Source organism: Zeimonas arvi (genome assembly GCF_008039575.1).
Classification (GTDB): Bacteria; Pseudomonadota; Gammaproteobacteria; order Burkholderiales; family Burkholderiaceae_E; genus Zeimonas; species Zeimonas arvi.
Genome location: NZ_VDUY01000007.1, coordinates 185,806 through 210,500, shown reverse-complemented (window position 1 = coordinate 210,500; position 24,695 = coordinate 185,806). Strand labels below are relative to the sequence as shown.

Below are 24,695 nucleotides of genomic sequence, written 5' to 3'. Positions count from 1 at the left end.
CTCAGTCGCGTCCTCGCTGGAGCCGCAGGGCATTCCCCACGACGGATACCGAGCTGAGACTCATCGCCAGCGCCGCGATCAGCGGCGACAACAGCCACCCGAAGACCGGGTACAGCACCCCAGCGGCAATCGGAACGCCCAGCGCGTTGTAGATCAACGCAAAGCCGAGGTTCTGCCGCATGTTCCTCACGGTCTGCTCCGAGACGATCCTGGCCCTGGCAATGGACCTGAGATCGCCCTTGACCAGCGTGACATGCCCCGCGTTCATGGCTACATCGGTGCCGGTTCCCATCGCGATGCCCACGTCGGCTCGGGCAAGGGCCGGCGCGTCGTTGATGCCGTCTCCCGCCATGGCCACGCGCCGCCCCTCGGCTTGCAGCCGTTCGACGAGGGCAACCTTGTCAGCGGGACGGACTTCGCCGAGAACTTCATCAATCCCGAGACGGCCTGCCACCGCGCGAGCCGTCGTCCAGCCGTCACCGGTCGCCATCACGATCCTCAGGCCTGCGTCGTGCAGGAGCCGCAAGGCCTCGGGTGTCGTACTCTTCACCGGATCGGCGACCGACAGCAGACCGGCAAGGCCACCGCCCACCGCCAGGTACATCACGCTCGCGCCTTGCACACGCAGCGCCTCGGCGTCCGCGGACATCGTCTGCCAGGCAACCTGCTCCTCGTTCATCATCGCAGTGTTGCCTAGCACGACTCTTCGTCCTTCGACATTGCCGCGCACTCCAATGCCGCTGGCCGATTCGAATCCGACCGGCGCCACCAGGCGAATGTCGCGTCGGATCGCCTCGGCAACGATCGCCTGCGCAAGCGGATGCTCCGAACCTTGATCGAGGCTTGCGGCAATGCGCAAGACTTCCGCTTCTGTCCAGCCGCTCGCCGGCACCACCTTGTCGAATCTCGGCCGCCCTTCCGTGAGCGTGCCGGTCTTGTCCACGACCAGCGTGTCGATCGTGCGCAATGACTCGATTGCAGCGGCGTCGCGGAACAAGATCCCGTGTGTGGCGGCCTTCCCGGTCGCTACCATGATCGACATCGGCGTGGCGAGACCGAGCGCGCAGGGGCACGCGATGATCAGGACGGCCAGGGCGTTGAGCGTCGCGAAAACCCAGGCGGGTTCGGGGCCGAACAGCCCCCAGGCAACAAAGGTGAGGATCGCGATGCCGATGACCGCAAGCACGAACCAGCCCGCCACCTGGTCGGCCATTCGCTGCATGGGCGCCCGCGAGCGCTGTGCCTGGGCCACCATTCCGACGATCTGCGACAACATGGTTTCGGAGCCGACGCGCTCCGCCATCAGGGTGAGCGAGCCACTGGTGTTCAGTGTCGCCCCGATGAGCTTGTCGCCGGCACGCTTGCCGACCGGAATCGGCTCTCCCGTGAGCATCGATTCGTCGACCGGACTTTCGCCGTCGAGCACCGTGCCGTCAACCGGAACTTTCTCGCCGGGCCGCACGCGCAGGACATCGCCGACATGAACGTGAGCAAGTGGGATGTCTTCCTCGCTGCCATCCGGGTTGATTCGCCGGGCGCTTTTTGGCGCAAGTCCGAGAAGCGCCTTGATCGCAGCCGAGGTCTGGCCACGCGCCTTCAGTTCGAGGACCTGTCCAAGCAGCGTCAGCGACACAATCACCACCGCCGCCTCGAAGTACACGGCCACTCGACCATGCGCTTGAAAGGAATCGGGAAACCAGCCCGGCGCGAGCGTTGCCCCAAGACTGTAGACGAAGGCAGCGCCGACGCCGATGCCGATCAGCGTCCACATGTTCGGACTTCGATTCACGAACGACTGCGCGCAGCGCTCGAAGAACGGCCAGCCTGCCCAGAGCACAACTGGCGTCGACAGGGCGAGTTCCACCCAGGAGCGCCCTTGCGCCGAAAGCCCCCCGAACTGGTGACCGAACATTGCCAGTACTGTCACCACGATCGTGAGCGGCAGGGTCCACCAGAACCGCCGAGAGAAGTCCCGAAGCTCCGGGTTGTCGTCCGCGTCCAGCGAGGGCAAGAGCGGTTCGAGGGCCATGCCACAAATGGGGCAATTGCCCGGCGCCGACTGGCGGATCTGGGGGTGCATCGGGCAGGTGTACACGCTCATTGCAGGCTCCGGTCGATGCGGGCGCCGCTGGTTATGATGATTCGAATGCTCGTTCACCGCACCCTCCCCTGGCAGTTCGTTGCTCGGCAGCCATTCTTTCGGGGGGAGAGAACATGTTCCTGACCGCTAGATTACAGATCTGTAATCTTCGAACTCTTCGACCCAGATTCGACGGCCAAAGCGGGACGCCAGCTCATGCGCGGGTGTATACAAAGCGCCGTCGGCAGAACCGGAGCGGACATGCGAATACTGATCATCGAAGACGAGCGACGCCTCGCCGCCTATCTTCAGAAGGGCTTGACCGAGAACGGCTATGTCGTCGACACGGCCCCGAACGGAATCGACGGCCGCCACATGGCCCTGGAAGGGGAATACGACTTGGTTCTCCTGGACGTGATGATCCCCGGAATCGACGGATTCTCGGTGCTCGAACACTTGCGCCGACAAAAGAACACGCCTGTTCTGATGCTGACCGCGCGAGACAAGGTCGAAGACCGGGTTCGAGGTCTCCACGCCGGTGCAGACGACTACCTGGTGAAGCCTTTCGCCTTCTCGGAACTCCTTGCGCGAATCCAGGCCGTACTGCGACGCGGTGCGACGGCGAATGCGGGTGACCCGCTTCACCTGCGGCTTGCGGACCTCGAACTCGATCTCGCGAGCCGCAAGGCGCATCGCGGCGGCCATCGGCTCGACCTGACAGCGAAGGAGTTCACGCTGCTGACCTTGCTGATGCGGCGCCAGGGTCAGATCCTGTCTCGCACGACTCTTGCCGAACAAGTCTGGGACATGAATTTCGACAGCGACACCAATGTGATCGAGGTGGCGGTTCGCCGACTGCGCGCCAAGCTGGATGACCCCTTTCCGGTCAAGCTGCTGCATACGGTGCGTGGCATGGGCTATGTCCTGGAGCTGCGCGAGTGAGCGCCGGCGCAAATCCCGGGACCTTCGCCAGCTCGATTCGGGCACGTCTCACGATCTCTCTCGGCGTGATCGGGGCCATCGTCCTGGCGATTGCCGGCAGCACCTTGTATCTGTCGCTCGCCGAGGAGCTTGCCCGCACCGATCGGGACGAACTGCACGGAAAGGAGATGCTGGTCAGCCACTACATCGAAGAGGCCGCGGAGACCGGGGACATGGCCGCCCTCAGGCACCACATCGACGACGCGCTGATCGCGCACGGCACGCTCCGTGTCTGGCTCGTTTCGAGAACCGGTGAGATCGTCCTCGGCTCGGGCGCGCTGCCTCGCGACCTGAAGAACAACGGCGAGCTCCTGCGAATGTCGACCGAAGACGGAATCCTGCTGGAAGGCGTGCGTCGCGCCGTCGCCAACCCCGGAAATCTGCCGATTGCGCAAATGGTGGTGACGATCGACATCCGCCCCCGTCTGCGCCTGCTCGAGAAGCATCGCCTGCTCGTCTGGATCGTATGTGGGGGTGGCGTCCTCTTGATCGTGGCGCTTGCATATTGGGCCACCGGGCGCGGTCTTGCCCCCGCGCGCAGGCTCTCCGCGCAAGCCGCCCGAATCGCTCCGGAGTCCTTGTCCTTGCGCCTCGATGCACAGTGCGTCGATGCAGAACTTCAGGACCTGGTGCGCGGCTTCAACGCAACGCTGGACCGGGTCGAGACCGCCTATCGGAAGATGGAGGCTTTCAATGCCGATGTGGCGCACGAACTCCGGACACCGCTTGCCACACTGATCAACGCGGCAGAGGTCACGCTGGCCGACGCGAGATCCCCTGAAACGCTGCGAGAGACGCTCGCCGATCAGCTCGAGGAGTTGGAGCAGCTCAAGGCGCTGGTCAACGACATGCTCTTCCTGGCGCGGGCCGACCAGGGTGACGAGGCGCCCGACGCAGCACTGGTCGAATTGTCGGCCGAAGCTCGCAAGACGGTGGAATTCTACGAGGCACTGCTGTCGGAGAGCGGGCTGTCGGTGTCGATCTCCGGAGAAGCAGTCGTGCGCTGCAATGCGGGGCTGATCCGGCGCGCACTGTCCAATCTCGTTTCAAACGCGATCAAGCAGACGAGCGCAGGACAAGTGATCGAGATCCGCCTGCGTGTCGAGAATGGCCAAGGAGTCGTCGAGATATTCAATCCGGGCGAGCCCATTCCAGATGCCGTGCGTGCAAGAATTTTCGACCGCTTCTATCGAGCGGACTCCGCTCGCAGCCGCCTTGGCATGAGCCATGGCCTGGGGCTGGCGATCGTCAAGGCAATCGTCGAGATGCACCGCGGTTCCGTGCTCGCACGCGCGGAGGCACACGGAAATGCAATCGGGTTCTCGCTGCCGGCCTGAGCATGTGTTGCGTCCGGACTTCCGCCTGCCGCGCCACGTCTAAAAGCCAACATGACGCCAGTATCACGAATACGCAGCGACGTTGGACCCGGAATCGGTCTACTGTCGCGGATCCGATCGTAGTGATTCCGCTCTTGAGCCTCTCGCTTCGTCCTGGAGATCCCGTGAATGGAGTCGAACTGAACGTGCTCGGCATGAACTGCGGATCGTGCGTGGCATCGGTTACCCGCTCGCTGCAAGACATCCCCGGAGTTGTTTCGGTTTCCGTCGAACTGTTCGGCGGCACCGCCCGCCGGCGGCACCGCCCGCGTTCGCACTCGAACCGGTATGGGGTCGTGACGATGATCATCGCACTGGCCGCCGCGGGGTACGACGCGAGCTTTCGCCGAATGTCGGAATCCGAAGAATCGCTCAACAAGCGGCTTCGGGATGGCAAGGCGACTGTGCCTGACGGCGGCGCCATGCACAGCCGGCAGATGCGCCACCCCGTCCATTACGAATTGGTAATGTAGACGTCAGCAGACCGACAGCGGCGCGCCCATAGGATCCGTGGCTCCAGAACACGCCATGGATCCTTGCCGCATGCTTCCACTCCAACGACACGTATCCGCGATCGCTATCCCGAGGCGTCGCTTCGTGCACGGCCTCGCCGCGGGCGGGGTGCTTGCCGGATCACTTGCCCTCAACGCTCGCGCCTGGGCGCGCCCGGAAGCGAGCGCCACGGGCACTGCGCCCGTGCTGCGCGGTACGGAGTTCGATCTTGTCATCGCCGAGAATCCGGTCAATTTCACCGGCTCCGTGAGGATGGCCACGACGATCAATGGCTCGATTCCTGGCCCCACCTTGCACTGGCGGGAAGGCGATACCGTCACCATACGCGTCACGAACCGCCTTCGCGAGGCCACGTCGATTCACTGGCACGGCATCATCCTGCCGTTTCAGATGGACGGGGTACCGGGGATCAGCTTTGCAGGAATCGCTCCTGGAGAGACCTTCACCTATCAATTCAAGGTCGAGCAAAGCGGCACCTATTGGTATCACTCGCATTCGGGCATGCAGGAGCAGACCGGCATGTACGGCGCGATCGTGATCGAGCCCCGTTACGGCGAGAGGCATGGTTCCGATCGTGCATACGTGGTTCAACTGTCGGACTGGACCGACGAAGACCCGATGCGGGTGTTCGCGAAGCTGAAGGTTCAGGGGGACTACTACAACTTCAATCAACCCACCCTGGGAAACTTCATTCGCGCTGCGAAGCGACATGGGCTCTCGGCGGCGCTCGACGAACGACGTATGTGGAACCAGATGCGGATGAACCCCACCGATCTGGCGGATCTGTCCGCGCACACGCTCACCTACCTGATGAACGGCGTAACCCCTGCGGGCAACTGGACCGGGGTGTTCATTCCCGGCGAACGCGTCCGTTTGCGCTTCATCAACGGCGCGGCGAATACTTTCTACGATGTCCGGATACCGGGATTGAAGCTTACGGTGGTGCAGGCAGATGGCGTCGACGTCGAGCCAGTGAGCGTCGATGAGTTTCGCTTCGGCCCTGGCGAAACCTACGACGTCATCGTTCGGCCTCGCGACGAGGCCTACACGATCTTCGCGCAAGCGATGGAGCGAACCGGCTACGCGCGGGGCACTCTGGCCACCCGCGCCGGCTTGTCCGCAGAGGTGCCGGCCCTGGATCCTCCCCAATGGCTGTCGATGGCGGACATGATGGGCGAAATGGACCATGGCAAAGGCGTCGATCATGGCGACGCCGCACGGAAGTCGAGGTCGCCTGGCACAGGAAGCGGAGACCAGCACGGCGGCATGCACGCGGGGATGCATGGCGCAATGCATGGCGGGATGCATGGGGGGATGACTGGCGCATCCGCCGCGAGCAGCCTGGTCAGGCATGCGCGAACCGAGTATGGCCCGAGCACCGACATGCGGGTGGACATGCCGCGCCGCAACCTCGATGACCCCGGGGTAGGACTCCGGAACAACGGCAGGCGTGTCTTGACCCTCGCGGACCTTCAGACGACGGGCGGACCTCTTGATCCGCGTGGCGCGGAGCGCGAGATTGAACTGCATCTGACCGGCAACATGGAGCGCTATACCTGGTCGTTCGACGGCCAGGAGTTCGGAAGCTCCACGCCGGTGAGGCTTCGCTACGGAGAGCGGGCTCGCGTGATCCTCCACAACGACACGATGATGACCCACCCGATGCACCTTCACGGCCTGTGGAGCGAGCTAGAGAGCCCCGAGGGGCGATTCCTTGCTCGCCGCCATACGATTCCGGTTCAGCCGGCACAGCGAATCAGCTTCCTGGTGACGGCCGACGCTCTGGGTCGTTGGGCCTGGCATTGCCATCTGGCCTTCCACATGGATGCCGGAATGTTCCGGGAGGTGGTCGTCGCATGAGCCAGCGAGAGAGGGTATCGATGATCGGAAAGCAAATCATCCCGGCGATTGTCACCACGGCCATGGCCAGCGCCACAGCCGCCTGGGCCCAGGTTCCGACGAGCCGTGAAGGTGTTGCCGATCATGGCGCGCATCACGATTCTCGGGGCGAGGCAACTGCGCCGGTTCGGGCCGCGCAGCCGGATGCGCAATTAGGCGCCGGCATGGACCACGGCGCCATGTCGCCCCCTGCCAACGCGACAGGCTCCGCAGAACCACGGGATCCCGATGCATACTCGGAGGGCTTCGTGCGCGGAACGGGCCAGTACGCGTTAACGAACGTGCCGAAACTCACCCTGGCCGACGAGCAAAGCTTCACATCGCTGCTGGTGGATCGCCTCGAACGCTTCGACGGCCGAGACGGGAATGGGCTCTCCTACGACGCCCAGGCATGGTTCGGACGCACCTACGATCGCGCGGTCGTGAAGGCCGAGGGCGAACGGTCGGGCGGGACACTGGAGCACGCGAGCGCGGAGCTGCTGTGGAGTCACGCCATATCCAGCTACTGGAACACGCAACTCGGCCTGCGCTATGACAGTGGAACCGGGCCCGGCAGGGAGTGGCTGGCATTCGGCATCCAGGGACTTGCACCGTACTGGTTCGAAGTCGACGCGACCTTCTACATTGGCAAGGATGGGCGCACCGCGTTCAACTTCGAGGCTGAGTACGAGTTGTTGCTCACTCAACGCCTGATCCTGCAGCCGCGCATCGAGGTATCGGCTTACGGCAAGGCCGATCCCGCTCTCGACATCGGAAGCGGCCTGTCCGAGGGAGCGGCCGGGATTCGCTTGCGCTACGAAATCACCCGGCAGTTCGCTCCCTACGTGGGTGTCGAGTGGATCCGCAAATTCGGGGACACGGCAGACCTGTCGCGCAACGCAGGCGATCGCGTCAGCGACACCCGATGGGTCGCCGGTGTACGCCTGTGGTTCTGAGTTCTCATCCTATCAACCCGATACAAAGCGGCCATACCGAGACCATGATCAAGTTCGCATCGACAATCGTGCTTGCCGTCTTTCCCGCAATCGCGCTCGCGGCCGGTGGTCACGCTGGCTCCCACGTCGCAGAAACGAAAGCCCCAGGCGCGGATATCCAATCAATGGGCAACCACCCCATGGGCGACCACTCTATGGATGGACACTCAATGAGTGGCATGCACGGCCCACAGAGCGAGTCAGCGCCGGGTAAACCCGGAGACCCCGCCAAGGTCGACCGGACAATCCCGATCGACATGCAGGACGCCATGCGGTTCACGCCGCAGGCGGTCCGCGTGAAGGCGGGCGAGACGATACGTTTCTTCCTGAAGAACTCCGGCGCAATGGAACACGAATTCGTGATTGGATCGATCGATGCGCTGAAGGCGCACGCGGAGACGATGCGCAAGATGCCGGGAATGAAGCATGCGGAGTCCAACATGCAGACCTTGGCCCCCGGACAACGTGGTGGCCTGGTCTGGCAGTTCGACAAGGCCGGCACAGTCGATTTCGCATGCCTGATCCCCGGGCACTTCGAGGCCGGAATGAAGGGGCAGATCGTGGTGGAATAAATTCGCCCTCACGCGAAGCCCTCTCGTCTGGCATCGCGTTCTATCGACTCTCCTCCCGGCTGCCGGGAATCGATAGGAAGAGGATCCGGCAGCCAAGTCGAGGAGCGCAATCGTCGAATGGGTCGAGACCGCTCCAAACTGAAAGCGAGGTTGTGGTGAAGATGACTGCTGGAAGATCCCTTGTGGCAGCCTTGGCGCTCGGCGCGGGGCTTGCATCGGCGCAGCCAGGTCCCGGAATGGTGGGTGGCTACGGAATGGGAATGGGCCCGGGGATGATGGGCGGCTGCGGAATGAGCATGGGCATGAGCCCGGGAACAATGGGCGGCTACGGAACGGGCATGGGAGCGGGAATGATGGGCGGCACGGCAGGCGGAGCCTGGATGCCGGATCTGAACGAGAGCCAGCGCACCGAACTGACCAAGATTCAGGACGAGAGCCGCAAGAGGCACTGGGAGCTGATGGGCCGAATGCAGGACGAGATGGCGAAAATGCGCGACGCGATGTGGGGCGCCAAGCGAGACCGGACGGCCATTGTCGCGGCCCTGGATCGCATGCACGAGATTCGCAAGCAAGGCGTTGCACAAATGCTCGACACCACCGATCGCGTCGAAGGCCTGCTGACACCTGAGCAGCGCGAGCAGTTCAGACGCCGCAATCCGATGTGGATGATGAACGGCGGGGTCGGGCAATGATGTGGGGCGGAATGTATGACGGCGGCTGGGGCATGGGCTATGGACTCATGGGAATGGTCCATGGTCTGCTATGGCTCGTCCTGATCGGGCTCGGCATCGCAGTACTCGTGCGTTGGCTCAGGCGAGACGCCGGCTCCTCGTCCGCGCTGGAGGAATCCGCCCTCGATATACTGAAGAAGCGGTACGCACGCGGGGAGATCGAGAAGCAGGAATACGAGGAAAAGCGACGGGATCTCGTTTCCTGAACGCCGATCGGGATATTGTCCTGAGCAGCGGGTCCTGAGGGATATACTAAAAAAATGCGCCGTCTGATCAGCGTCCTCATTCTCGCACTGCTGCCGCTTCAGATCGGTTGGGCGACGGTCGCATCGTATTGCGGACATGAATCCGATCGGGCGGCCCAGCACTTCGGACACCACGAACACGAGCATCACGCCGATAGTGGTCACGCCGCCGAGTTCGATGGCTCGAAGGGTTCCGGTGACACCGGAGCCAATCTCTTCGGCACGTCCGACGGCGACTGCAGCACTTGCCACCTTCATCTCGCCGGCGCGATCTTTCTGATCACTGCGCCGCTCGCGGGCACGCATGCGCTAAGCCCTCCACCGCAGCCCGAGTACCGGCCTCACGCCGTACCGACTACTCCGCCCGAACGCCCGCAGTGGCAACGCCTCGCCTGATCGGCGGGGCGGGTCTCCTCCTTTTCTGACTCCCGTTCGCGTCTGCTCGCGCCGTCGGTGACGGCCGCGCAGGCGTCGCGCGACCCGATGGTCGCTATGCCCGCCGATCTCCCGTGGACGCTTATCGACACTGGAGCATCGGATGCACGAATCAAGATCGACGCGAGGGCGCGTGTCGCGCGCCCTCGCAGGGCTTGCGCTGGCGGCCTGCGCAAGCGCGGCGGCCGCGCAGGCAGCGGCCGCGGGACAAGCCCCCAGCCTCGGCCAGGCCTTCGAGGCCGCCTGGGCCCGCCAGCCCGAGGCGCAGGCGCTGCCGGCGCGGCGCGACGCCGCCCTGGCCCGGCAACGCGCTTCCCGGGCGTGGTCGCCGGAAGCGCCGGCGCTGGAGCTCGCCGCACGGACCGACCGGCTGAACGACAACCTGGGCACCCAGGAGCTGGAGGTCGGCGTCGCGATGCCGCTCTGGCTGCCGGGCGAGCGCGCGCGAAGCGAAGCGTTGGCGCAAGCCGAATCGGATGCGGTCGACAGCCTCGCCCTCGGCGCAAGATTGCGCGTCGCAGCCGACGTCCGCGAGGCCTGGTGGGGCTGGCATCGCGCGCGGATCGAGGCGGAAGTGGCGAGCCTGCAACTCGACAACGCCCGGCGCATCGCTGCCGACGTCGCCCGCCGGGTCGGCGCCGGCGAACTGGCGCGCGCCGACCGGCACCAGGCCGACGGCGCAGTCGCCGCGGCGGAATCCGGCCTGGCGCAGGCGCGCGCCTCGGCGTCGACCGCCCTGCAGCGGCTGCGCGCCGTGACCGGCCTGGCCCTGCGCCCCGCCGATGCCGGCGATGCCGCGCCCGAGCCCCTGCCTGAGCGCGCGGCGCCTCAGGCTGCCGAGCACGGCGCCCTGCGCGAGCTCGCTGACCGGGCCGAGGTGGCCGATCGGACCGCCGCCCTCGCGGCGACCCAACGGCGGGCGAACCCCGAGCTCCTGCTCGCGGCCACCCGCGAGCGCGACGCCTTCGGCGAGCCCCACCGGCAATCGATCACCCTGGGCGTGCGCATCCCCTTCGGCGCGGGGCCGCGGGCCGACGCGAGAATCGCCGCCGCCCGCGCCGAGGCGCTGGCGGCGCGCGCCCGGCTGGCGCTCGAGCGCGAGCGCCTGCTGGCCGAGCGCGAGGCCGCCGGCGCGCGCGTCGACTCGGCGCGCATGCAGCTCGCAGCAGCCGAGCGCAGGCTGGAGCTCGCACGGGAGTCGCGCGGCTTCTTCGAGAAGTCCTTCCGGCTCGGCGAAACCGACCTGCCCACCCGGCTGCGCATCGAAGCCGAAGCCGCGGAGGCCGAGCGCCAGGCGGCACGCGCCCGGGTGGAGCTCGCCGCCGCGATCTCCGCGCTGCGCCAGGTCCTCGGCCTGCTGCCACAGTGAGCCGCGCCGCGCCCCGCCCTACCGAACACCCTCAGCATCCTGGATTCCGAACGATGACACTCCTTCCATTCCTCGCCGCGACGAGCCTCGCCGCGGCCCTGCTCGGCCCCGCCGCCGCACTGGCCGGCGAAGGCCACGACCACGGCGATGCGCCGCCCGCAGCCGCGGGCCCCGCCATGACCCGCTTCGCTGCGACTTCCGAACTGTTCGAGCTGGTCGGCGTGCTCGACGGCCGGCGGATCACGCTCTACCTGGACCGCGCGGCCGACAACGCCCCGGTGACCGAGGCCCGCATCGAGCTCGAGATCGATGGGGCGAGGCTCACCGCCGAGAAGCACGGCGAAGACGCGTTCGAAGTCGAGTTGCCGGAGCCGCCCGCGAGCGGCGTGCTGCCGATCACCGCCACGGTGACCGTGGGCGACGAGATCGACCTGCTCGCCGGCGAGCTCGACATCCACGAGGACGAACACGACGATGCGCCGGTGCGCGAGATTTCCTGGCAAGGCTGGGCGCCCTGGGCAGGCGGCGCCGGCCTGGCGGGCCTGGCCCTGATCGCCCTCGTCCGGCGACGCCCGGCCGAGACCGGCGGCAAGCGCGACGGAGGTGCCGAATGAGCCGCACCAGCCTCGTCGCACTCGCCCTCGCTGCCCTGCTCGTCGCGCCGCTCCCGGCACTCGCCGGCGAAGGCCACGACCACGGCGACGCGCCGGCCTCTCCCAGCGCCAACGGCCCGCAGCGCCAGCCCGACGGCAGCGTCTTCCTGCCCAAGCCCGCGCAGCGCCAGCTCGGCGTGCGGACCCTGGTCTTCCAGGCCGGCAGCCTCCCGCGCACCGTCGAGCTCAACGGCCGGGTGCTGATGGATCCGAACGCCGGCGGCAAGGTGCAGGCGCTCAACATGGGCCGCATCGAGGCCGGTCCGCGCGGCCTGCCGAACCCGGGCCAGACGGTTCGCAAGGGCGAGGTTCTCGCCTACGTGGTGCCGGCCGCGGCGCCGATCGAACGCTCCAACCAGATGGCGCAACTCGCCGAGTTGCGGGCCGCGCGGGCGCTGGCCGAGAAGCGCGCGGCGCGCCTGCGCGAGCTCTCCGACACGGTACCGCGCAAGGAGATCGAGGCCGCCGAGAGCGAGGTCGGCAGCCTGGCGGCGCGAATCGCCGCCATCGGCACAGGGCTGTCCGCCCGCGAGGCGCTGGTCGCGCCGGTGTCCGGAGTGATCGCCTCGGCCAACGCGGTGGCAGGCCAGGTGGTCGACGCGCGCGAGCTGGTGTTCGAGATCGTCGATCCCGGCCGGATGCGCGTGGAAGCGCTGAGCTTCGAGCCCGGGCTGGCAGTTGACATCGACCAGGCCGCGCTGGCGTCCGGCGGCCGCCGCATCCCGCTCTCCTTCGTGGGCGCCGCCCGCAGCCTGCGCGAGCAGGCGCTGCCGCTGACCTTCGTCGCGAAAGGCGAAGGCCTGGAAGGGCTGGCGGTGGGCCAGCCGGTCAGGGTGTTCGTGCAGACGCGCACTCGCGTCGAGGGCATCGCGGTCCCGGTGGCGTCGCTGATGCGCAACCCGGCCAACCAGACGATCGTCTGGGTCAAGACCGCGCCGGAGCGCTTCGAGCCGCGCACCGTCACGCTCGAGCCGCTGGACGGTGTGAGCGCCGCGGTCACCTCGGGCCTGAAGCCCGGCGACCGGGTCGCGACGACCGGCGCGACGCTGATCAACCAGATCCGCTGAGGAGTCGCGAATGTTCAAGTGGCTCCTGGAGAACAGCCTGGGCAACCGGCTGCTGGTGATCATCGGCAGCGCGGTGCTGATGGCCTATGGCGCCTTCACGCTCTCGCGCATGCCGGTCGACGTGTTTCCCGACCTGAACAAGCCCACGGTCACGATCATGACCGAGGCCGGCGGCATGGCCTCCGAGGAAGTCGAGCAGCTGATCACCTTCCCGCTCGAGACGGCGATGAACGGCCTGCCCGGCGTGGAGTCGATCCGCTCGACCTCCTCGTCGGGCCTGTCCTTCATCTACGTGACCTTCGACTGGAGCACCGACCTGTATCGCGCCCGGCAGCTGGTCGCGGAGCGGCTGGCGTCGATGGAGGAAGCGCTCGCCGAAGGCGCGGTGCCGAGGATGGGCCCGATCAGCTCGATCATGGGCGAGATCATGCAGATCGCGATCCCGATCGACACCGCGAAGATCTCGCCGATGGCGGTGCGCGAATTCGCCGACTGGGTGCTGCGGCCGCGTCTGCTGTCGGTGCAGGGCGTGGCGCAGGTGATCCCGATCGGCGGCGAGGTGCGCCAGTTCCAGGTGCAGCCGGACACGGTCAGGATGGCCGAGCTGGGCATCACGAACGCGCAGCTCGAGGACGCGCTGAAGGGCTTCTCGAGCAACACCTCGGGCGGCTTCCTGGAGCTCAACGGCCGCGAGTACCTGATCCGCAACCTGGGTCGAACCTCCCGGCTCGACGACCTGCGCAAGCTCGCGCTGACCGCACGGAACGGCCAGCCGATCCTGCTGCGTCAGGTCGCGAACGTGGCCTTCGCGCCGGCGATCCGCCGCGGCGACGCCGGCTTCGAAGGCAAGCCGGCGGTGATCCTAGGCATCCAGAAGCAGCCCACTGCCGACACGATCGCGCTGACCCGGGCGATCGAGACCGCGCTCGCCGACCTGGAGCCCTCGCTGCCCCAGGGCATGGAGGCGCCCCAGGTCACCTTCCGGCAGGCGAGCTTCATCGAGGCCTCGATCAGCACGCTGCAGGGCAAGCTGATCGGCGCGTCGGTGTTCGTGGCGGTGATCCTGTTCTTCTTCCTGGGCACGTTGCGCCCGACCGTGATCGCCTTGACCGCGATCCCGGTCTCGGTCCTGGTCACCGCGCTGGTCTTCAGGTACTTCGGGCTGTCGATCAACACGATGACCCTGGGGGGGCTGGCGATCGCGATCGGCGGGCTGGTCGACGACGCGGTGGTCGGCGTGGAGAACGTGCTCAGGCGCCTGAAGGAAGACCGCGCGAAGCACCCCGGGCACCGGCTCAGTCCGGTCGAGGTCGTGGCCCGCGCCACGATGGAAGTCCGCTCGGCGATCCTGTACGCCACGGTGATCATCGTGCTGGTGTTCATCCCGCTGTTCGCGCTGCCGGGCCTGGAAGGCAGGCTGTTCGTGCCGCTGGGCGTGGCCTTCATCGTGTCCACGCTGGCCTCGCTGCTGGTGTCGGTCACGGTCACGCCGGTACTGAGCTTCTACCTGCTGCCCCGCATGAAGAACCTGGAGCACGGGGACACGAAGCTGCTGGCCTGGCTCAAGGCCCGCTATCGCGGCTCGCTGCAGGCGGTGCTCGAGCACCCCAGGACGGCGCTGGGCGCTTCGGTGGTGACCGTAGCGCTGGCGGTGGCCGCGGTGCCGCTCTTCCCGACCACCTTCCTGCCGCCCTTCAACGAGGGCACGCTGCTGATCGGCCTGCGCCTTAACCCGGGCGTGACCCTCGCCGAGTCGACCGCGATAGCGCGGCAGGCCGAGGTGCTGGTCAAGCAGGTGCCGGAGGTCACGCACGTGGGCCGGCGAAGCGGCCGGGCGGAGCTCGACGAGCATGCCGAGGGCGTGCACGTGAGCGAGCTCGACGTGGGGCTGAAGCCCGCCGCCGAGCTCACCCGCTCGATGGCCGAGATCGGCGCCGACATCCGCTCGCGCCTGGTCAACCTGCCGGCCGCGATCGCGATCGGCCAGCCGATCTCGCACCGGATCGACCACATGCTGTCGGGCGTGCGCTCGCAGATCGCGATCAAGATCTTCGGCGACGACCTGGACACGCTGCGCGGCCAGGCCGACGCGCTGCGCTCGAAGCTGGCCGGCATTCCCGGCATCGCCGACCTGGAGATCGAGAAGCAGGTGCTGGCGCCGCAGATCAAGGTGCGGGTGGACTACGAGGCGGCGGCCAGGTATGGCCTGCCGGCCTCCGAGGCGCTGCGGACGCTGCAGAGCCTGGTCGAGGGGGAGAAGGTGGCGCAGATCGTGGAGGGCGGACGCCGCTTCGACCTGGTCGTGCGGCTGCCCGAGCCGGCCCGCTCGATCGAGGGGCTGGGCCGGATGCTGATCGACACCCCGGCCGGCCGGATTCCGCTGTCGAAGATCGCCACCATCGAGGACGGCGATGGCCCCAACCAGATCAGCCGCGACGACGGCAAGCGCCGGATCGTGCTGTCGGCCAACGCCTCGGGGCGGGCGCTGTCGGAGATCGTGGCCGACATCCGCGCGGCGGTGGCGCAGACCCGGCTTCCCGAAGGCTACTTCGTGACGCTCGGCGGCCAGTTTCAGGCGCAGGAAGAGGCGTCGCGGCTGGTGGGGCTGCTGTCGCTCGTGTCGCTGACGCTGATGTTCGTGGTGCTGTACAGCCGCTACCAGTCGGCCACCCTGTCCGCGATGATCATGGCCAACATCCCGCTGGCGCTGGTCGGCGCGGTGGCAGGGCTGTGGCTGTCGGGCCAGCCCCTGTCGGTCGCGGCGCTGGTGGGCTTCATCACGCTGGCCGGCATCTCGGTGCGCAACGGCATCCTGAAGGTCAGCCACTACATCAACCTGATGCGCTTCGAAGGCGAGGCCTTCGACAGGAAGATGATCGTGCGCGGCTCGCTCGAGCGGCTTAGCCCGGTGCTGATGACCGCGCTGGTCACCGCGTTCGCGCTGGCCCCGCTGCTGTTCGAAGCGGAGCGGCCCGGCACCGAGGTGCTTCACCCGGTCGCGGTGGTGATCTTTTCGGGCCTTATCAGCTCCACCCTGCTCGACACCTTCCTCACCCCCGCGATGTTCTGGATGTTCGGCCGAACGGACGCGGTGCGGCTCGCCAACAAGAGCGCGAGCGAAGCGCTCTGAACCCGATCATGTTTCGCAACCGAAGGAGAGATTCATCGTGAAAACCAATGCATCGATCGCCCAAACGACCTTCGCTTCCGTCGTGCTGTGCCTGGCCAGTGTCGCGCACGCGGCGGGCCCGCACGGCCACACTCTCGAGCCAAGGCACGGGGGCATGGTCGTCGAGGCGAAGGACATCGACTACGAGCTCGTGGCCAGCCCAAAGAAGGTCGAGTTGTACCTGCGCGATCATGGCAAGCCGGTCGACGTGATGCAGGCGAGCGCCAAGCTCACGCTGCTAAGCGGAGACAAGAAGCAGGAAGTGGAGCTGAAGCCGGCCGGCGGCAAGCTGCAGGCCGAAGGAAGCTTCCAGGTCGGGCCGGGAACCAGGGCCGTCGTGGTCGTCACGCGGCCAGACAAGGCCCCCGCGACGGCCAGGTTCTCGTTCAAGTAGCGGAAACCGGCCGCTACCGGTCAGCGCCCCATTTCGAGCAACTCACGCGCCTCTCGGCGAGTGAGGCGCCAACTGGCCCAGGCGAGCCATCCAGCGAGGCCGGCAGCGGCGGCGCAAGGCAAGATCGCATTGCCTGGCGTCGCTGCCCAGAGGCCCGCCACGGCGACCAGGATCAGCATCGTCCAGTGTCGCGCTTCCCGCAATCGACTGTCCCTGTCGATCTGAAAGCCGACGATCAGCGCCGCTACGAATGCCATCAACCCAAGAGCAAGAACCGGATGTCCATGGTCTACCCGCCAAACCCCAACCGCGCCGGCCGTAATCAGTACGAGCAGCAAGGCGGCCGCCAGAAGTCCGCCGGCCCCAATCGCCAGACAACGCAACGCCGCTCGCCACTCGTCCCACGGCGCCGAGCAATCCATACGCCGAAGGGACAACCGATAGGCGGCCGCAGCAGCCGCAACAAGCAAGGTGCACTCGCGCAGCACTACGCCCGTGACCAGCAACAAACCCACCGCGCCGAGGCCAAGGAAACCTTCCGTGTTTTTGAACATCTGTGGACGTCTCCACTCGTTTCTGTGATCTCGGCGAGTTTCGACTACTCAACATGAGTCGCCATGAACTTCCGCGAAATAGATCCTACTACTGTGGCCGTTGAGCAAGATACCGCCGGCGGAAATGCTCTCCTCAGGTTCGCGTCGTTGCCCGCCCTACATCAGAATCTGGACTAATGCTCGGTGAAACTCGGGTTCAACTGTGGCCTGCCCCTCGAAGACTCGTTGATGGTTGAACAATGTCCCTATAGCGCGCCCTGAGCATCGAGTAGCCGCTCGAGCGCGGACCTCCAGTAATTTGCCTTCGCCAGCGCGTCGTGAAGAGCAGCGGCGAGGCGCTTGTTCTCTGCGGCCAGCCGCTCGAATTCTTCGCGATCCTCAGGATCCTCGAGCCCTTGCGCCTTGCGGCGCCAGTAACGCGCCTGGGCACGCGCTTGTTCACGCTGCTTCTTGAGGTTACCCACCGTGTCAGCGTCGACCGGCAGGTCCTCGACCCAGAGCACGGGCTCGCCACGCCGCCACCACTCGACGACTGACAGACCACTCTTGTGACCGCCGGCGGCCAGGTAGCGTTTGACGAGGTCAGGGTCGTCAGGCAGGACCGGGTCTGCGATCGGCGCGCCGGCCCGCAGCTCCATGTTCTCCTGCTCCAGCTGATCGGCGCGATCCTTCCAGTACGCAGCCGCCTCGAGCTCACCCAGTTTCAACCCATTCGGCGCAATCACTACCTGGGCCCGGAGCCGCTCGATCTCTTGGGCCCTCCCGCGGCGCCGTTGCAGATCGCCCAGTGCCCGAATCACGTCGCGCTCATTCAGCCGCTGACACAGCGGCATCCGGTTGAGGTCAACGGGCTTGCCGGCACCGGGCAGCGATTGCCCAGGCAGTACATGACCCTTCGCGCCACGAAGGGTCAGATGCACGCTCCCGTCGGGCAAGACTGTCTCCCATGCCGAAACCGATTCCGGCGGGGCACCCGGCGGCAGCGGCACCTGCTTGCCGATACGACGGGTGTTATGAGATCGTCGAGCCATCAATGCAACTCCATTTCAGTTGGGCAATCGACAGTACTGACGAACGGGCTACACATAGTCCTCAATCCGGAATAAACGCACGCCCCGGTAGTAACGGACACGCGTGCCGCACCGTGTCACGGTCGATCGGGCGATGCCGTGCTGACACATCACTCCGCTGAACTGCCGAGCGCTCAACTCCGACTCGACCCGGAACGGCCTACCGCCCAGCCAGGAGTTGAAAGCCGACCACACCGCCTCGCGCGGGACCATTGCGGCGGGGTCAAGCACGCATTGCTCGGTCAAAAACTTCTCGACAAGGCTATCCACTTGATCAACCTCTCCATGATGCTGCCCGACACCTGCCGGTCGGGGTTGTCTGGAGGCCGGGGGTGCCGGTCGCGGTTCTCTGCCGACGGGGGAGTGGATTTGAAATCCACTTGCCCCCCGCGCTACTTCCCCATTTACCTGTAATCCATTACAACTTTTTTTGAGCTCGCTACGGAGGGGAAGTGGATTTCAAATCCACTTGTGCCCTCATTTCACCTCCACCCGGTAGCGCCGAGTGCCGTCCTTGATCCGCGATCGCAGCGTCAAGAACACGCCGTCGGCCTCGACTGTCGTGTTTGCCATCCCAGCCAGCGCCCGCCCAACCGATTTCGTCGAGCGGATGTCCTTGATGCGCTGCTCCGACATCGACGTCCGCAGCCGGGACATCGCGTCATCCTGGGCCGCTGAGGGCATACCCGCCTCCCCCCCCGGCGCCGTCCCGGTCAGCCAGGACACGACGTCGGTCGGGTAGAACTCGTCGTCGCCCACCAGGTCGCGGATCGCCGAGAGCACGCCCACCTTCGACATCTCGTCGGGCGACTGCTCGCGGTTCTGCCGGAAGACCTCGGTGACGTCGGCGCCGCCGGCCCAGATGATCGGCAGCCGCACCAGGCGATCCCATTCCTTGAATCGGGTCGATTTGCCGTCGCCCACGCTCGCGCCGCTCGCCAGGTAGCCTGCAACGATGCCGACGATGTCGCGGATGATCTGGACCCGAGCCCGTCGCACGGCACCCACCACGTCGCCGTTGCGAAACTCCCGCTCTTCCGGCCGCGAGGTCTTCGGCTCCAGCCGGCAGACCATCCAGCGGGTGATCTCGTCCGCGCCCAGCTGCAGGTTGTTGCCGGTGATCACCCACAGGGTCTCGGTGCGCACGTCGACCTCTTCCGACACCCCAAGGCGGCGGTCGCGGTACGAACTGCTCGTCATGATCGAGGCGAGCGTGGCCGACCGGAAGGTCATCCCGTCACCGATGTTGTCGATGCAGACCATCTCGGGTGCGCGCACCAGCATCGCGAGCAGGTGCTTCTTGAGCTCCTCGCTGCTCTCCGACAGCGTGGTGACCGGCATGTCGTGACCGGTGAGCGCAACGTGGATCATGCGAGCCAGGGTGGTCTTGCCCGACGACTGCCGGCTTGCCAGCACGGCCAGGCCTGGGGCCGAGGGCATCAGTCGACGCTCGAATCCGGTGAGCAACCCCGCAATCGCGATGTACCCGTCGAGCTCGGACGCGAACTCGAATTCGCCGAAGAGCAAGACGTGAAGGCGCGCAAGAGCCGCCGCGGCCTCGGCCTGAGTGTACGGGCGCAGCCCGCCCATCGCGGCGCCGTGCAGGAACAAGCCGGTCTTCGCATGCAACCCGTCGACCGCGACGATCTCCCCGTTCGGCAGGACCACCGGGTGGGAGATCAGACCCGTGACTCTGGGCACGCGTGGCGACGGGTTGACCAGGACGTTCTTGATGACGTTCGCCGGCACGTCTTCGCGCCTCTCGTGACCGCGCGCGTCGCGCGACATGAAGATCGCGTTCTCCTCGATCGTCGTCCGCATCGAAGACTCGTTGAAGGGCTTCAGCTGCAGCACCGGCGGCGGCGCCACGTCCTGGTCGTCGATCAGGTGCGTGCAGGGCAGCGTATCGACCTCGACCTTCACCGGGGAGCCGCTGAACGAGAGGAACCCGCCAGACGGGACACGCGCGACCACCGCGGACTCGGCACGCTGCGACATCGTCCCCACCTCCCCTGCCTCGACCTCGATGCGCTCGCGGCCAGCCTGCACGCGCTCGAACTCCTTCTTCGCGCGCTGCCTGGCCAGGTTCGCTCGGGCCTCGTTCAGCGCGCCGGCGAGCTTGCGCTTCCCGATCCTGGTGATCCTCTCGACTGCGTCGATCACGTCCTCGACTTCACTGCGGGCCAGGTGCGCGGCTCGGGCGGCCCAGGTCGCCACGACGTTGTCGCGGGGCTCGCTCTGCAGTTGGGTGATCAGCTGCACCGCAGAGGGTAGCGGCGGCGCCTTGTTGGCCTGGGCCTTCTTCACCGCGGACCTGGCCTCGACGGCCGCCGCCACCCCCTCCGCAACGAACGCACGAGTCTCGTCGTTGGGGATCGCAGCGACGATGCGCTGGCGGTCCTCTTCCTCCTCGACGCACAGAGCGACGTTCTCAGCGAAGTCGTACCGCACGTCGACCACGTACTCGAAGCCTCGCGCCTCACGCTCCAAGCCCTCGACCGAGAGGTTGTGGAGCCCGTCAGTCAGCGTCGGGTCCTGCCAGCTACGCTTCCGCGCCTCGCGGAGCAGTGTTTCGATCGTGATGCCGCCGGCCCGCCCGGGGTCCGCGTGCCCCCACTGCTTCCGGGTCTCCTCTTCGCCGTAGCGCGACGAGCGACGCGACCAGGCGTCGAACATCGCGAAGCCCTCCTCGCTGCCGCCGGTGCCCTGGTTGACGGCCCACAAGATCCGCAGCCAACCGTCGTAGTCGAAGTCGTCGGGGTCGACCACGTCGAGCGCGGACTGGATCCGCTCCACGTCCCTGCTGCTGGGCTTGGCGAGATCGACCGGCTCGCGCTGCTCACGCTCGGGCGCCGGCGGCATCACGAAGTGGACGACCTCGGCGCCCCGCTCAACGAGCGTCACGCGCTGTTGGATCGGGTCCGGGCCCGGGATCTCGGGAGCGGCGATGAAGATCGGCTGTCCGGCCCACGCGTACTGCTTGGCGTCCGCAACGCCAGTGGCCTCAAGCCACGCCTTGATCTGCAGGGTCGTGGCCGGCGTGGCCAGGATGAAGAAGATCTTGGCCTTGAGCTTCCTCGCGCCGCTGGCCCTCGACTTCGCGCTGCCGGCGCTGGACGATCGCATCGCGATGTAGCTCGCGCCGTGGAAGGCCTCGGGCAGCATGGTGGCGATGTACTCGTCGCAGGCGGCGACGAACTTGTCGGCCTTGGGCACGAAGTTGTCGACGTCCAGAACCAGCAGGTGCGACGCGTAGTCCGCGCAGGTCTTCTTGGTGCGCACGAACGCCCGTCGCACTGCCGCCGCGATCGGCGAGACCGGGTGGCCAGGGATCAGGTAGTTGCGCGGGTCCTGCGAGAGTTCGACGAGGGCTGCGTGCAGCTGCTTGATGCCGACGACCTGGCGGGAGGAGAACCGGTTCAGGTACGGCAGGTCGGGCACCATCTCGCCCTTCTCCTCGTCGAAGCGTTCGCGCACCCTGACCTCGGTGCCGAGCGCGTCCGACCAGACTTTGCCCGTCGGCTTGTCACCGCGCAGGACGGTCAGGGTGATGGTCGGCGGCGGCGGCGACGTCCCCGATTGCTCGGCCTGGTTGCCGCGGTCAGTGACCGGGGCCACCAGATCGGCCGCTGGCGCGCTTTCGGCAGCCTGGCCAGGTCCCAGGTCCTCCGCGGGTGCGATCGCGCGCAGAGCGACGCCTGCGCGGCGCAGAGCCGCGACCTCGTCGGGGCTCGCGACGATCGTCTGGGTCCTGTCGGGCGCGTCGGCTGGCATGTGCCGCAACGCGACCTCGCCCACTTTGAAGCTACCGTCGGACTGGCGGCGCGCGTAGCGATCGAAGAGTTGATAGTTACTGACTATGGTATGATTTGAAAGCATTGTGAGAAACCTCTCTTGCGGCCAGTCACCGAACCGATCGGTGCTGGCCGTTTTTCTGCGCAGAGGGTCGGCCGCGCAGAATCGCCGCCTGGGGGCAGGGGCGTCAGGAATGGGGGTCGGGCTGGCGCGTTCTCGGCGGGCCCGACGGGGCGCGGGTCATGCGAGACATCCCGTGGCGAGCAGCGCGAGTAGCGCCAGGCTGGCGGCCAGGGCGACCTCGATGGCGGCGGCGCTCATGCCGCCTCCCGCACGCGGCCGCTCTCCAGCCACCGGTCCAAATCGTCGCGGAGGTACACGACCGAGCGGCCGACGTTCGACCAGACTGGGCCAACAATGGGCTCCCCGCGCGCGAGGCGACGCATGTCGGCGCAGCGGGTGTTTCGGAGGTAGCTGGTGGAAACGCCGGTGTAGTTGGCGGCGTCACGTTCGCGCAGGCTGCGCGGCGAGATAAGTGCAGTAGAAGGCATGCGAAAAGCTCCGAGCAATGCGTACTCTCCGCATCGGCCGCCACCGATGCAGTGCATTGCCCGGCTTACGCGCCAGGGGCAGGAAGGCGGGTCACCTTCCGCGGGCGGGCATCCCAAAGCCACCGCCTAAGTGCTGCCGATCCGACTTGCGCAGGGCGTCTACCAGTACGCTCGTCGTTCGCAACTATCCCTCACGGGCCCGGTGCGAACCGGGTGCGAGGCGCTGACATTTGGCGGGTCAGCACCGCGCATTCCGAGCAGCGTTCGCCGCAGCTGCTCATCGCTCGATGGGGAGTATACACGAAAAACCAACCCCATCCTCCCGGGCACCACTACATCTAGTGCCACGCCGGGGAGGATTCGCTACCGGCAGCGTCAGACCAGCTTCGCCACCGCGCTGACTGCCTGGTGCGGCGCGAGGTGCGCGTACCGCTCGGTGAGAGTGATCGAGGAGTGCCCAAGCAGGTCGCGCACAACCTCCAGCGGGACGCCGGCCTGCACGAGGCGGCTGGCGAAGTCATGCCGGCAGTCGTGCAGCGTGAAGTCGGCGACCTTGGCCCGGTTCACCAGCGACGCCCACGACCGCTTGAGCGTCGTGAACGCGTCGTCGGTGTCCGGGTTCACGAAGACCAGCGTCTGCGTCGGAGCCTTCTCCTCGCGCAACTCGCGCAGGACCGCGAGCGCCTGCGCGTTCAGCGGGATCACCCTGCCCTCGCCGGTCTTCGCCGTGTCACCCAGGACGCGCAGGTCACCCCGCTCGATCGACACCTCCGACCAGCGCAGCTTGAACATCTCCCCGCGTCGCATACCAGTGTGCAGCGCCAGCGTGACCAGTCGGCGCAGGTAGTCCGGCGTGGCCGAGTCAGCCAGCGCCGCGGTGAACCGCTCCCGCTCACCGACCTTCTTACCGTGCTCGTCGCGGAAGTCCTCGTCCTTGTCGCGCTGGCCAAGGAAGCGCACCCGCTTGTCGTCGGAGACGCGCACAGCAGTCCGAGCGGTGAAGGGCTTGAACCGGGAGTCGTCGAGAGGGTTGCGGTCGATCAGTCTCGCGTCGACCGCGTGATTGACGAGAGCGAGGAGCGCCGTGCGGTCGCGGTTCAGCGTCTGGGGCTTGACCCCCGCGTCGAGCCGCTTCAGTCGGTGAGCGGCGACCTTCTCGACGGACAGGCCGGCCATGTCGGTGTCGAGGAGAGGCGCCCAGGCGGCGAGGATTCGCTTCTTCGTGGCCTCGCCGCTGCGGGCCCGCTTCAGATGGTCATCCCAGTACCGGCCTTCGAGGTAGGCCCGCAGCGTGCGCGAGCCGGCCTTCGCAGCCTCGACCTTCTCCGCGCGTTTCTCGGCGGCTGGGTCTTCGCCGAGCGCCCGCACCTTCTTGCGAGCCTCGCCCGGCGACACGCGGTCGGCATCGCCCACCGTGAAGGTCTGGCGCTTGCCTGCCGGGTCGCGGTAGTCGTACGCCCAAACCTTTCGGCCAGCGGGGCTCACCCGCAGCTGCAAACCTTTACACTCACTGTCGCGGAAGACTTGTCGCTCGCCGTTGGCCGTGATCTCGTCGATGAACTGCTTGGTGATCTTGATCTGCGCGCCCACTCCGTACTCCACATGTACTCCATTTCAGGGAGAGTATCAGGGTGGATGAAGAAATACGAGAATGGCTGCAGATCAAGCACTGACGCGGCTTTCAGCGCGATACCCATCGGCTGGAGATGACGTAAATACGTCGCTGGAACGCCTTCACACGGCAGGGGTCACAGGTTCGAACCCTGTGCCGCCCACCAGAATCTCTCAAGCGGCAAGCCGTGCCGCGCGTCGGCAAGTCACCGACCGGCGCCCAGGCGGACGACCTCCCCCACTTCGGGAACATGCCCCGGGACGGCCCGGCTCTCTCGTGAGAAGAGCCGCCATGGCCTGGATCTCGTTGCTCGTCGCCGGAATCCTCGAAGTCGTCTGGGCGTACTCGATGAAGCAGTCGGCCGGATTCACGAGGCCGATTCCTTCCGTCGTCACCCTGGTCGTCATGATCGCGAGCTTCGCCTTGCTGGCCATGGCCATGGCGATGCGCATGATGCCGCTCGGCACCGCGTATGCGGTGTGGACGGGAATCGGCGCGATCGGCGCCTTCGTCGTCGGCATCGTGGCGCTCGGCGAGCCGCGGACGCCGCTTCGCGTGCTGGCCGCGAGCCTGATCGTGGCGGGCATCCTCCTCATGAAGTTCGCCGCCGGCGATTAGGGCCGCGCTGTCGTTATCATGCGCATGTCGGTCGGCC

Annotated in this window: 21 protein-coding genes; 15 read left to right on the top strand and 6 right to left on the bottom strand. The window is 66.7% G+C overall.

Going from position 1 to position 24,695, the window contains the following annotated elements; genetic code table 11:
• Position 1 precedes the first annotated feature (1 nt).
• Complete coding sequence (locus FHP08_RS16530) at positions 2-2,101, bottom strand: copper-transporting P-type ATPase (RefSeq protein WP_147705590.1); 2,100 nt, start codon at positions 2,099-2,101, stop codon at positions 2-4.
• Between the two features lie 240 nt (positions 2,102-2,341).
• Between FHP08_RS16530 and FHP08_RS16525 the strand changes: the two genes are divergently transcribed.
• From FHP08_RS16525 to FHP08_RS16460, 14 genes are all read left to right on the top strand, one after another.
• Complete coding sequence (locus FHP08_RS16525) at positions 2,342-3,022, top strand: heavy metal response regulator transcription factor (protein WP_147705589.1); 681 nt, start codon at positions 2,342-2,344, stop codon at positions 3,020-3,022.
• The gene (locus FHP08_RS16520) at positions 3,019-4,398 is read left to right on the top strand and encodes a heavy metal sensor histidine kinase (protein ID WP_147705588.1); all 1,380 of its coding nucleotides are present in this window, start codon (positions 3,019-3,021) and stop codon (positions 4,396-4,398) included. Before FHP08_RS16525 ends, FHP08_RS16520 begins: the two co-directional genes overlap by 4 nt.
• A gap of 164 nt (positions 4,399-4,562) precedes the next feature.
• Complete coding sequence (locus tag FHP08_RS16515) at positions 4,563-4,910, top strand: heavy-metal-associated domain-containing protein (protein ID WP_147705587.1); 348 nt, start codon at positions 4,563-4,565, stop codon at positions 4,908-4,910.
• A 70-nt stretch (positions 4,911-4,980) separates the two neighbouring features.
• Positions 4,981-6,810 carry a copper resistance system multicopper oxidase gene (locus FHP08_RS16510; protein WP_147705586.1) on the top strand — a complete coding sequence of 610 codons (1,830 nt, stop codon included), beginning with the start codon at positions 4,981-4,983 and terminating at the stop codon, positions 6,808-6,810.
• On the top strand, positions 6,807-7,784 hold the full coding sequence (locus FHP08_RS16505; protein WP_147705585.1) for a copper resistance protein B: 978 nt from the start codon (positions 6,807-6,809) through the stop codon (positions 7,782-7,784). Before FHP08_RS16510 ends, FHP08_RS16505 begins: the two co-directional genes overlap by 4 nt.
• Before the next feature lie 44 nt (positions 7,785-7,828).
• Positions 7,829-8,395, top strand: coding sequence for a cupredoxin domain-containing protein (locus FHP08_RS16500; protein ID WP_147705584.1), 567 nt, complete (start codon positions 7,829-7,831; stop codon positions 8,393-8,395).
• Between the two features lie 161 nt (positions 8,396-8,556).
• Positions 8,557-9,087, top strand: a complete 531-nt coding sequence (locus FHP08_RS16495; RefSeq protein ID WP_225879179.1) for a Spy/CpxP family protein refolding chaperone — start codon at positions 8,557-8,559, stop codon at positions 9,085-9,087.
• Positions 9,084-9,332 carry an SHOCT domain-containing protein gene (locus tag FHP08_RS18845; protein ID WP_407704045.1) on the top strand — a complete coding sequence of 83 codons (249 nt, stop codon included), beginning with the start codon at positions 9,084-9,086 and terminating at the stop codon, positions 9,330-9,332. The genes FHP08_RS16495 and FHP08_RS18845 overlap by 4 nt, the downstream gene beginning before the upstream one ends.
• A gap of 54 nt (positions 9,333-9,386) precedes the next feature.
• On the top strand, positions 9,387-9,767 hold the full coding sequence (locus FHP08_RS18840; protein ID WP_147705582.1) for a hypothetical protein: 381 nt from the start codon (positions 9,387-9,389) through the stop codon (positions 9,765-9,767).
• Positions 9,768-9,909: 142 nt separating this feature from the next.
• On the top strand, positions 9,910-11,175 hold the full coding sequence (locus FHP08_RS16480; protein ID WP_147705581.1) for a TolC family protein: 1,266 nt from the start codon (positions 9,910-9,912) through the stop codon (positions 11,173-11,175).
• A gap of 53 nt (positions 11,176-11,228) precedes the next feature.
• Entirely contained in the window at positions 11,229-11,789 is a 561-nt protein-coding gene (locus tag FHP08_RS16475; protein ID WP_147705580.1) for a hypothetical protein, read from the top strand.
• Positions 11,786-12,895: an efflux RND transporter periplasmic adaptor subunit gene (locus tag FHP08_RS16470; RefSeq protein ID WP_147705579.1), complete on the top strand. Its 1,110-nt coding sequence runs from the start codon at positions 11,786-11,788 to the stop codon at positions 12,893-12,895. Before FHP08_RS16475 ends, FHP08_RS16470 begins: the two co-directional genes overlap by 4 nt.
• A gap of 10 nt (positions 12,896-12,905) precedes the next feature.
• On the top strand, positions 12,906-16,025 hold the full coding sequence (locus FHP08_RS16465) for an efflux RND transporter permease subunit (RefSeq protein WP_147705578.1): 3,120 nt from the start codon (positions 12,906-12,908) through the stop codon (positions 16,023-16,025).
• 37 nt (positions 16,026-16,062) lie between these two features.
• Positions 16,063-16,458: a Maf family protein gene (locus FHP08_RS16460; protein ID WP_147705577.1), complete on the top strand. Its 396-nt coding sequence runs from the start codon at positions 16,063-16,065 to the stop codon at positions 16,456-16,458.
• Positions 16,459-16,478: 20 nt separating this feature from the next.
• Here the strand turns inward: FHP08_RS16460 and FHP08_RS16455 are convergent, their stop codons facing one another.
• The 5 genes from FHP08_RS16455 to FHP08_RS16435 form a co-directional block, all read right to left on the bottom strand.
• Positions 16,479-17,012 (bottom strand): hypothetical protein, encoded by a 534-nt coding sequence (locus FHP08_RS16455; RefSeq protein WP_147705576.1) that lies wholly within the window; start codon positions 17,010-17,012, stop codon positions 16,479-16,481.
• Between the two features lie 245 nt (positions 17,013-17,257).
• Positions 17,258-18,043, bottom strand: coding sequence for a hypothetical protein (locus FHP08_RS16450; protein ID WP_147705575.1), 786 nt, complete (start codon positions 18,041-18,043; stop codon positions 17,258-17,260).
• A 516-nt stretch (positions 18,044-18,559) separates the two neighbouring features.
• Positions 18,560-21,880, bottom strand: a complete 3,321-nt coding sequence (locus FHP08_RS16445; protein WP_147705574.1) for a PriCT-2 domain-containing protein — start codon at positions 21,878-21,880, stop codon at positions 18,560-18,562.
• Positions 21,881-22,194: 314 nt separating this feature from the next.
• A complete protein-coding gene (locus FHP08_RS16440; protein WP_147705573.1) occupies positions 22,195-22,428 on the bottom strand; it encodes a DNA-binding protein in 234 nt (77 codons plus the stop codon).
• Between the two features lie 375 nt (positions 22,429-22,803).
• Positions 22,804-24,018 carry a site-specific integrase gene (locus FHP08_RS16435; protein WP_187272335.1) on the bottom strand — a complete coding sequence of 405 codons (1,215 nt, stop codon included), beginning with the start codon at positions 24,016-24,018 and terminating at the stop codon, positions 22,804-22,806.
• A 313-nt stretch (positions 24,019-24,331) separates the two neighbouring features.
• Here FHP08_RS16435 and FHP08_RS16430 point away from each other — a divergent pair, with 313 nt between their 5' ends.
• Positions 24,332-24,658 carry a DMT family transporter gene (locus FHP08_RS16430; RefSeq protein WP_147705571.1) on the top strand — a complete coding sequence of 109 codons (327 nt, stop codon included), beginning with the start codon at positions 24,332-24,334 and terminating at the stop codon, positions 24,656-24,658.
• The last annotated feature ends 37 nt before the right edge of the window (positions 24,659-24,695 follow it).